Source organism: Candidatus Rokuibacteriota bacterium, from assembly GCA_016209385.1.
Classification (GTDB): domain Bacteria; phylum Methylomirabilota; class Methylomirabilia; order Rokubacteriales; family CSP1-6; genus JACQWB01.
On sequence record JACQWB010000013.1, the window covers coordinates 1 to 8,144 of the forward strand.

The 8,144-nt window shown below is 70.4% G+C and carries 10 protein-coding genes and 1 tRNA gene; 8 read left to right on the forward strand and 3 right to left on the reverse strand.

Annotated elements, in window-relative coordinates:
* The first annotated feature begins 147 nt into the window (after positions 1–147).
* Complete coding sequence (ggt, locus tag HY726_00840) at positions 148–1,770, forward strand: gamma-glutamyltransferase (GenBank protein ID MBI4607538.1); 1,623 nt, start codon at positions 148–150, stop codon at positions 1,768–1,770.
* A 247-nt stretch (positions 1,771–2,017) separates the two neighbouring features.
* Entirely contained in the window at positions 2,018–2,176 is a 159-nt protein-coding gene (locus HY726_00845; protein MBI4607539.1) for a hypothetical protein, read from the forward strand.
* A gap of 138 nt (positions 2,177–2,314) precedes the next feature.
* Here the strand turns inward: HY726_00845 and HY726_00850 are convergent, their stop codons facing one another.
* Together HY726_00850 and HY726_00855 are read right to left on the reverse strand one after the other, a co-directional pair.
* The gene (locus HY726_00850) at positions 2,315–3,004 is read right to left on the reverse strand and encodes a haloacid dehalogenase type II (GenBank protein ID MBI4607540.1); all 690 of its coding nucleotides are present in this window, start codon (positions 3,002–3,004) and stop codon (positions 2,315–2,317) included.
* 55 nt (positions 3,005–3,059) lie between these two features.
* On the reverse strand, positions 3,060–4,067 hold the full coding sequence (locus HY726_00855) for a D-alanyl-D-alanine carboxypeptidase (protein ID MBI4607541.1): 1,008 nt from the start codon (positions 4,065–4,067) through the stop codon (positions 3,060–3,062).
* A gap of 296 nt (positions 4,068–4,363) precedes the next feature.
* On the opposite strand from HY726_00855, the gene HY726_00860 reads away from it, so the two are divergent.
* Positions 4,364–5,182 carry a hypothetical protein gene (locus HY726_00860; GenBank protein ID MBI4607542.1) on the forward strand — a complete coding sequence of 273 codons (819 nt, stop codon included), beginning with the start codon at positions 4,364–4,366 and terminating at the stop codon, positions 5,180–5,182.
* Between the two features lie 5 nt (positions 5,183–5,187).
* A complete protein-coding gene (locus HY726_00865) occupies positions 5,188–5,379 on the forward strand; it encodes a hypothetical protein (GenBank protein MBI4607543.1) in 192 nt (63 codons plus the stop codon).
* A 125-nt stretch (positions 5,380–5,504) separates the two neighbouring features.
* Here HY726_00865 and HY726_00870 read toward each other — a convergent pair whose 3' ends face one another.
* Positions 5,505–6,026, reverse strand: coding sequence for a PCP reductase family protein (locus HY726_00870; protein ID MBI4607544.1), 522 nt, complete (start codon positions 6,024–6,026; stop codon positions 5,505–5,507).
* Between the two features lie 81 nt (positions 6,027–6,107).
* Here HY726_00870 and HY726_00875 point away from each other — a divergent pair.
* The 4 genes from HY726_00875 to HY726_00890 all read left to right on the forward strand — a co-directional run bounded on the left by HY726_00875 (position 6,108) and on the right by HY726_00890 (position 7,979).
* Positions 6,108–6,182: transfer RNA gene (locus HY726_00875), tRNA-Thr, on the forward strand.
* Positions 6,183–6,500: 318 nt separating this feature from the next.
* The gene (locus tag HY726_00880) at positions 6,501–6,890 is read left to right on the forward strand and encodes an ACT domain-containing protein (GenBank protein ID MBI4607545.1); all 390 of its coding nucleotides are present in this window, start codon (positions 6,501–6,503) and stop codon (positions 6,888–6,890) included.
* 6 nt (positions 6,891–6,896) lie between these two features.
* Positions 6,897–7,094 carry a hypothetical protein gene (locus HY726_00885; GenBank protein ID MBI4607546.1) on the forward strand — a complete coding sequence of 66 codons (198 nt, stop codon included), beginning with the start codon at positions 6,897–6,899 and terminating at the stop codon, positions 7,092–7,094.
* Positions 7,095–7,151: 57 nt separating this feature from the next.
* Positions 7,152–7,979: a cytidylate kinase family protein gene (locus HY726_00890; GenBank protein ID MBI4607547.1), complete on the forward strand. Its 828-nt coding sequence runs from the start codon at positions 7,152–7,154 to the stop codon at positions 7,977–7,979.
* Positions 7,980–8,144: the final 165 nt, after the last annotated feature.

An 8,144-nucleotide genomic window follows, 5' to 3' on the forward strand; every position in this document is an offset into this window, starting at 1 on the left:
GGAACTTCGAGCCGAGGGAGTTCGGAGGAGCCGCAGGCGGACGACACTCCCGAGGCGAGGCCCGAGTGTGGAACTTCGAGCCGAGGGAGTTCGGAGGAGCCGCAGGCGACGACACTCCCGAGGCGAGGCCCGAGTAAGGAGGCAACCATGCCACCCCACCGACAAGCGTACCGACCGGTCGTGATGGGGCGCCGGGGGGTCGCGACTTCGGCCCACCCGCTCGCGTCCATGGCGGGAATCCAGATGCTGATGGAAGGCGGCAACGCGGTGGACGCGGCCGTGGCCGTGGCCAGCGCGTTGAACGTGGTCGAGCCCTTCATGTCGGGGATCGGCGGGATCGGCCTCATGGTGATCTCCTCGGCGCGGCGGAGAGAACGCGTCGTCCTGGACTTCATCGGGCGAGCGCCGAAGGCCGCCGACCCCGAGCGGGTCACGGCCGCCGAGCTCGAGGGCGGCCCCAAGTCCTGCGCGACGCCCGGGAACCTGGGCGGGTGGCTCGCCGCGCTCGATCGCTTCGGGACGATGCCGAGGCAGCGTGTCCTGGCTCCTGCGGTCCGTCTCGCCGAGGAGGGCGTGCCGCTGACCTGGAAGAACTGCGAGTTCTTCGAGAAGGCGCGCGACACGCTGAAGCGCTCCGCCGCGGCGCAGCGCATCTACCTCGGCAACGGGAGCCCGCGCGCCGGGGGTCTCCTCGTCCAGAAGGAGCTGGCGGCGACGTACCGTCAGGTGGCCGAGGGAGGCGCCGAGGTCTTCTACCGGGGCCCGATCGGGCGCGCGATCTGCCGGGCGGTCCAGGAGGCCGGCGGCTGGCTCGCCGAGGCTGACCTGGCGGCGTTCACCCCCGAGTGGCGCGCGCCGCTCACGATTCCCTTCAAGGGGGTCGAGATCGCCACCGTGCCGCCGCCCTTTTCGGCGTTCCAGTATCTGGAGATCCTGAACATCCTGGAAGCGTACGACCTCGCGGGCTGGGGGCATAACTCGGCCGACTACCTCCATCACCTGATCGAGGCGGTGAAGCTCGCCTCAGCCGATCGCCTGGCCTACGCGTACCTCGCCGAGGTTCCCATCGGGGGTCTGGTCTCCAAGGCGTATTCAGCCTCCCAGCGGACGCGGATCGATCCCACGCGCGCTGCGGTGAGCGAGGGTGAGCGGTTCGACCCGATCCGCCTGCCCGGCCAGATCCTCCCCGGCCCCCCGGCCGATTTCCGGGGCGAGCACACCACCCACTTCGCCTGCGCGGACTCGGAGGGCAACGTCGTGACCGTCACTCAGACGCTCGGGGTGCCGTTCGGCTCCGGCTTCGCCGTCGACGGAACCGGGGTCGTCCTGAACAACATCCTGAAGTGGACGGATCTCCACGCCGAGAGCCCGAACCGGCTCCGCCCGGGCCGGAAGGCGGGGACGATGATGTCACCGACCCAGATCTTCCGCGACGGCTGGTTCTTCATGTCGATCGGGACTCCCGGCTCCTACGGCATCCTCCAGACCACGCCCCAGATGATCCTGAACGTGCTCGAGTTCGGCATGAACATCCAGGAGGCCATCGAGGCGCCGCGCGTCCGGATCTACCGCGATCGCCTCGTGGACGCGGAAGCGCGGATTCCGCGCGAGGTGCGTGACGAGCTGGCGCGGCGCGGCCACCAGGTCAACGTCATCGACGACTGGTCGTGGATCGTCGGCGGCGGGCAGGGCATCACGCGCGACCCCGATTCGGGGGCGCTTCAGGGCGGGGCGGATCCGCGTCGCGACGGTTACGCGCTCGCGCTCTGAGGAGGCTGGGGCGAGGCATCCCGGGCGATCCCCCGGACCCCCGAGTGTCGGTTTCGGGTCCGGCCCCACTCCTAGAGTCCTGTTCCCGGAGTGGCCCCCAGGGGTTGTATTTTTCCCCTTTTCTCCCCCTCGTAAAATGAGATAATACGCCCAGTCGGTTCGGGAGGCGCCGGGCGGCGAGGGTTCCCGCGGGCACCGATGAGCCCCGGCAAAAAAGGGTTCCCTAACCACAACCGAGGAGGACGGCATGGCGAAACGGAAGGCGGCGTTCGGCGGGTACTCGATCAACTTCAGGGGCTGTAAGGACTCGGTCGAGGCAGTGTTCGGCTCGAAGCCTATCGGCCCTTCCGAGATGACCAAGAAGCTCTGGGTCTACGAAAAGCGGAAGCGCCTCGCGAAGCGCTAGGCCCCGGCGCGAATCGGGGAGTTCTGATCACGCCCGGCGTCTCCAGGATTCCCCGGTTTCGGAGCCCAGAGCTCTGACGGCTCATCCGACCGACGCTCGCGTCGGGGGTGAGCCGCGCGTGTTCTCGGGGCCCGTGCGTCAGGCGGCGGTTCCACCGCGGGGCGCGGACGCGACGAGGGCGGGCAGCTCGTCCAGGCGCCCGACGGTGAAGTCGGGGGCGACCCCCAGCTCCTCCATCGGCGCCTGCGTCCGGTTGCACCAGCACACCTGGTAGCCGAAGGCCTTGGCCCCGGCCACGTCCCAGGCGTTGGCCGAGACGAAGAGCAGCTCGGGCGCGGGCAGCCCCATCGCGCGCGTCCCTAGCCCGTAGACCTCCGGCGACGGCTTGTAGGTCTTGACCGCGTCGACGGAGAGGACGTGGACGAAGGCGCCCCCGAGCCCGCTCGACGTCACCGCCGCCGCCAGCATCGCGGGGGAGCCGTTGGAGAGGATGGCCAGCGGGATCCCGCGGAGCCGCTCGAGCGTGGCCCTGACCTCGCGGAACGCGGCGAGGGAGAGGTAGGCCTGCATGAGCTGCTCGAGCTGGGCCTCGCTCGCCGACAGCCCGAGTCGGCGCGCCGCGTAGCGAAGCGCGGCTTCCGTCACCTGCCAGAAGTCCACGTAGCGGCCCATCAGCGCGCGAAGCCAGGTGTACTCGAGCTGCTTCTGGCGCCAGGCGAGCGAGAGGGTCTGCGGGTCCGCAGTGATGGCGCGTCCGGCCTCGACGACCGAGTGGACGTCGAAGAGCGTGCCGTAGGCGTCGAAGAGGATGCCTCGAATCGCTGCCATGGTGGGTGCCTCCGTCGCGGGTCGCGTCCGCTGCGAGCAGTGTCGCGCGGGACGGTCAGGAGGGCGGGGACGCGGGCCGGCGGGTCCCGCTCCGCCGGGGTGGCGGACGGCGCTCCTTGGCGGCCGGTTCCAGGCCGCCCTGAACGAAGCCGTACCGGAGGAGTTTTTGGGCATCGAGGAAGGAGAGGCCGCGACTCTTGGCGCCGAGGAGGATCGCCAGGAAGTGCTGGCCGTGGTGCCACGCGGCGACCGCCAGATTGTAGCCGGCCTCCCGGGTGAAACCGGTCTTGAGCGCCTGAACGCCCCAGGGATCCCGGAGCAACGGGTTCCGCCGGACGTACACTCTGCGGCGGTACGTGAAGCTCTTCGCGCCGAGCAGGGTCCGCACCTCGGGGAACCGCTCGAGCAGGCTCGCCGTGAGCGTCGCGAGATCCTTGGCCGTGCTCCGCTGACTCGGATCGGGGAGGCCGTGCGGGTTGGCGAACTGCGTGGCGGTGAGCCCGAGTTGGCGGGCCTTCGCGTTCATCCGCGCCACGAACTCCTGCTCGTCTCCGTTCAGGCGCTCGGCCACCGCCATCGCGGCGTCGTTGGCCGACACGATGGCCACGCCTTCCAGGAGGAGCGACAGCGGCACGGTCTCGCCCGTCCGGAGCCCCAGCCGGTAGGCGGGTGTCGCCGCCGCCTTCGCGCTCACGGTCACCGGCTCGTCCCACGCCGCGCGCCCCGCCTCGACGTCCTCGTAGGCGATGTAGAGCGTCATGAGCTTGACGAGGCTCGCCGGGGCGTGGTCGTCGTCCGCGTTTTTGGCGAACAGGACGCGCCCGCCGGAATCCAGGAGGAGGACGGCCTCGGCGTTCAGGTCGGGCGGCTTTCCATTCTGTGCCGACGCCTCGCGCGGCGCGAGGCCGCTCGCCCACGCGAGCGCGAGGATCAGGCCGAGGGCAGTGGCGAGAGCCGAACCTCGTCGGGGACCGGCAGGTCGTGGAGCCGCAGGTAGAGGTTGAGCCGCGCCTTTCCACGCGCGTCGAGGTCCGGCGGCATCGCCTCGTCCCAGCTGAGCCATCCTTCCCGGCACCCGACCCAGACGTTGTCGAGCCGGTCGGCCAGGGGACAGCGCGACTCGAGGCAGAGCGAGCTCGAGAGCCGGCACACTGGATAGCGCGGATGGGCCACGTCCCCTCCTCGACCGGAATGCGGGAGTCACCGGACCATTCTAGCGGTGACCGCGCGCTCGGTGTCAAGGAAAAAGCGCCCGCGCGGCCGCCTCGACCTGTCGCGGACGCCGACGCCTCGCGGTGGGCCGTGAGCGCCGCGGCTCCTGTCATGGAGGCGGCGCTCGGTGGTATCCTTGGGGGCGATATGCGCTCGGCTGTCGTCCTGCTGCCAATCGCCCTGCTGGGCCTCGCGGGCCCGACGTGGAGCGGCGAGGGGTTCCGGCTTCGATCGCTGCCGGCCGTGACGCGCGAGCTTCCGTGGGACCGGCTCGACCGGCGCACGTTTCTCGAGGTCAAGGACGTCGTGGACGGAGCCGCGGTCGTGCACCATGTGTACGGGATCTGGTACCGCAGCCGAAAAGAGGTGTTCGACTTCCTCATCGAGCATCCCGACTTTGCCGCCGAGGTCGCCCGCATCCTGAGAGAGGGGAAGTACCGGGTGCAGCAGACTTCGAACGGGTACGAGGCCGACGACGGCCGTGGCGCCCGCGGCGTCTTCAAACCGATCATGACGGATGGAGATCGTCGCGTCTTTCACCTCGAGGGGCGCTACGATCAGCCGCTGCTGCCGACGATCTCCGGCCGCCTCGTGCTCGTACTCGAGACGGTCCATCGCACCACCCCCGGGGGGCCGACCTACGCGGAGTCGCGCGTCGAGGGCTTCCTTCGCCTCGACAGCGTCATCCTGGAGCGCCTCGCCCGGCTGGCTTTGACCCTGTCGAAGAGCCTGATGGACCGGCGGATCCGGCGCTTCTTTCGGCACGTGGAGCGGGTGAGCCAGCGGGCGTACGATGATCCCGAGGGCCTGGCGGACGAGCTGGCGAGCCATGTGCACCTGCCCGCCCCGCGCGTCGCGCAGTTCCGCGAGGCGCTCCTCGGGGATCGCCTGCCGAGCTGGGCGGAGCCCCTGGGGCTGCGCCTCACCCACGCCTCCCTCACCCTCGGCCTCCCGGCTCGACCCTGAACGCGATGGAGTGGGTGATCGGGCTCCTGGTCGTGGTGGGCGCCGGCCTCGTCGCGGTCGGCGGGTGGTTCCTCGGCCGGCGCGTGCTCCAGCTCTGTCCGCACTGCGGATGGATCGTCAGGCGGGTTCGGACCGGCTGGCTCCGCTGCCCGCGCTGCCATCGGCAGTACGGCCGCCACGCGCGCGCGCGGCCGTAGGAGAATCGGAGGGGGCCTCGACGGCCCCCTCCGACACCTCCCCCTCGATTGCGCGGGCCAAGCCCGCGCTCGAAGGGCGTAAACGCGACGGCGTGCGGCGAGGCCGGGCGAGGCGCGGCGAGGCGCTACATACCGATGGCGGTCCGGGCCTCGTCCAGCACCGCCTCGGTGATCAGGCTGTAACCCTTGCCCTCTGCGTAGCGCTCGATGGCCTTCCGGGCCATCGGACGGACGAACTCGGGGATCCGCTCGACGCGCGCCTGAGCCTCCGGACTCCACCCGATCTCTTCCGACCGCTCCGTCTCCTGGCTCGCGAGCATGTTGGCGAAGGGGCACCCTGGCCCCTCGGATGCGGGCGACGGCTGCGGGGTCGTGCGCGGCTCGCCCGGCGCGTTCGCTTCGAGCGCCTCCCCGCGCTGGTGGGCGAGGGAGGCGCGGATGTGCTCGAAGGGTGTCGCCGGCTCGGTGCGTCCACCGACCTTGACGCCGAGGCTTCGCACGAGCTGGGTCTCGAACGGGTTGGTGAGCATGGCCACGCGTCGGCCGCAGCGGGGACAGCCGAAGGTGACGGCGAGCGAGCCTCCCTCCGGACCCTCGCTCTGGAGGAGCCTCATCGGCTCATCGCACTCGACGCAGAGGAACTTCATGGGCGGTATTCTATCACAGCGCGCCTCGGGCCGGCCGTGCGTTGACGCCTCCGAGCCTGCGTGGTACGGTAGGCTCCCCGAGCCGGTGTAGCTCAGTGGCAGAGCAGCTGATTCGTAATCAGCAGGTCGTGGGTTCGAGTCCCACCGCCGGCTCCATGCCGGAGAGGAGAGGATGCCCGAGGCATACGAAGAGTTCGAGGCCGCGAGCCTCTTCTGTCCGCGCTGCCGGAAGGCGGTCCCGGTCCGCAAGAAGCTCCTGCTGGTGCTTCCCACCGGGACCAAGTACGATTACCTCTGCGCCGAGTGCGGGGCCCCCGTGGGCGGTAAGCTCGACCAGGACCCTACCGAGTTTCGCCGGATCGCCCCACTCCCGGGCCCGCCGGGTGGACGGGGAGGCGGGCGCCCACGGGGACGCTCCCGATCGGTCCCATCGAGGAACGTCACCGGACCGAGTCCGAACGAGGAGGAATGGCCATGGCCAAGACGACCCAGCTCACCCTGACCCTCGAGTCCAAGCCCGGAGTCCTGGCCAAGATCTGCCGGACGCTGGCCGACGCGGGCGTCAACATCACGGCGATCTGTGCAGCGGAGACGGCCGGCCGCGGGAAGATCCGGATGGTCGTCAGCGATCCTGGCAAGGCCAAGGAGGCCCTCAAGGCGGCCAAGTATCGCCCGGGCGAGGAGCCGGCCCTGGCGATGGCGCTTGAGGACCGGCCGGGCGCCCTCGCGCGGGTCGCCGAGAAGCTGGCCCAGGGGAAGATCAATATCAAGTGCGCCTACGCGACCACGGCCGGCGCGGGCAGCGCGACGGTGGTCCTCACGGTGTCCAACGCCGACAAGGCCCAGGCGCTCCTCGGCGGGTAGGACGGGATGCGGCTCAAGCGCGCGGCGGTGGAACAGATGATGGCGGAGCGGCCGCCCGGCACCTCGCTCGAAGAGGCGCTTGAGGTCTTCGAGGTCTTCGCCAGCGGGTCGCTCACCGACGAGGTGTACGTCCTGGAGGACGTGGGCGGCAAGCGGATTGCGATCGCCCCCACCGCCCTGAAGGCGCAGTATCGCCAGGCCTGATCTCCGCCCCGGCGCGGAGGGACGGGGAGTTGCGGCTCCCTGGAAGGAGAGGTCGCGATGGGCATTGTGACCTTCTCGCACGAAATGGGGGCGGGTGGGCCCGAGATCGGGACGGCTCTCGCGCAGCGCCTGGGCTACCGCTACGTCGATCAGGAGCTGATCTCGGACGCCGCGCGCCGCTACGGCCTCCTCGAGGACAAGCTCTCCCACCTGGACGAAGCCAAGCCCTCCCTCTTCGAGCGCTTCGACGCCGAGACCCGCCGCTACCTCACGGTGATCCAGACCGCGCTTTACGAGTTCGCCGAGAGCGACAACGTGATCCTCATGGGGCGCGGCGGCCAGTGGCTCCTCCGCGGCATTCCCCACGTGCTCCGCGTCCGCGTGGCGGCTGCCTTCGAGCTGCGCGTCAAGCGCGTGCTGAAGAAGATGACCGGGCAGATGGGCGAGGGGGCGAACCCGCGGAGCGTGACCGACATGGTCCGGCGCGACGACATGGAGAAGCTGGGCCGGATGCGCTACCTCTACGACGTGGACCTGCGCGATCCGGCGCTCTACGACCTGGTGCTCAACACCGAGAAGTTGACGATCGAGGCCGCGGTGGAGCAGCTCGCGGGGCTGGTGCGGCGTCCCGAGCTGGCGACCACCACGGCGGGGCAGCAGATCGTCGCCGACCGGGCGCTCGCCTCGCGCGTCCAGGTCGCCCTCGTCACGCACCCGGACACGCGCAAGTACCGGATCGCGGTGGAGGCCAAGGGCGGCGTGATCACGCTCGAGGGTACCTCGGCCCTGGAGCCGGCCGCCGACGTGACGCGCGGCGTGCCGGGGGTAGTGCAGGTCAAGACGCAGCAGGTCGAGATCCCGCCGATCCCGCCCTTCGTCGCCTGAGCCCGCAGCGCCCGAGCTGCCGGCGCAATTTTAGCTCGGGTCTCGCCTCGTGACGGACCTGCCTCACGGCATGGCCGACGTCCCTCGGCTCGAACTACTACTCGGGCCTCGCCTGCGGCTCGTCGGCAGCCCCTCGGCTCGAACTGCAACGGGGGAGACTTCGGA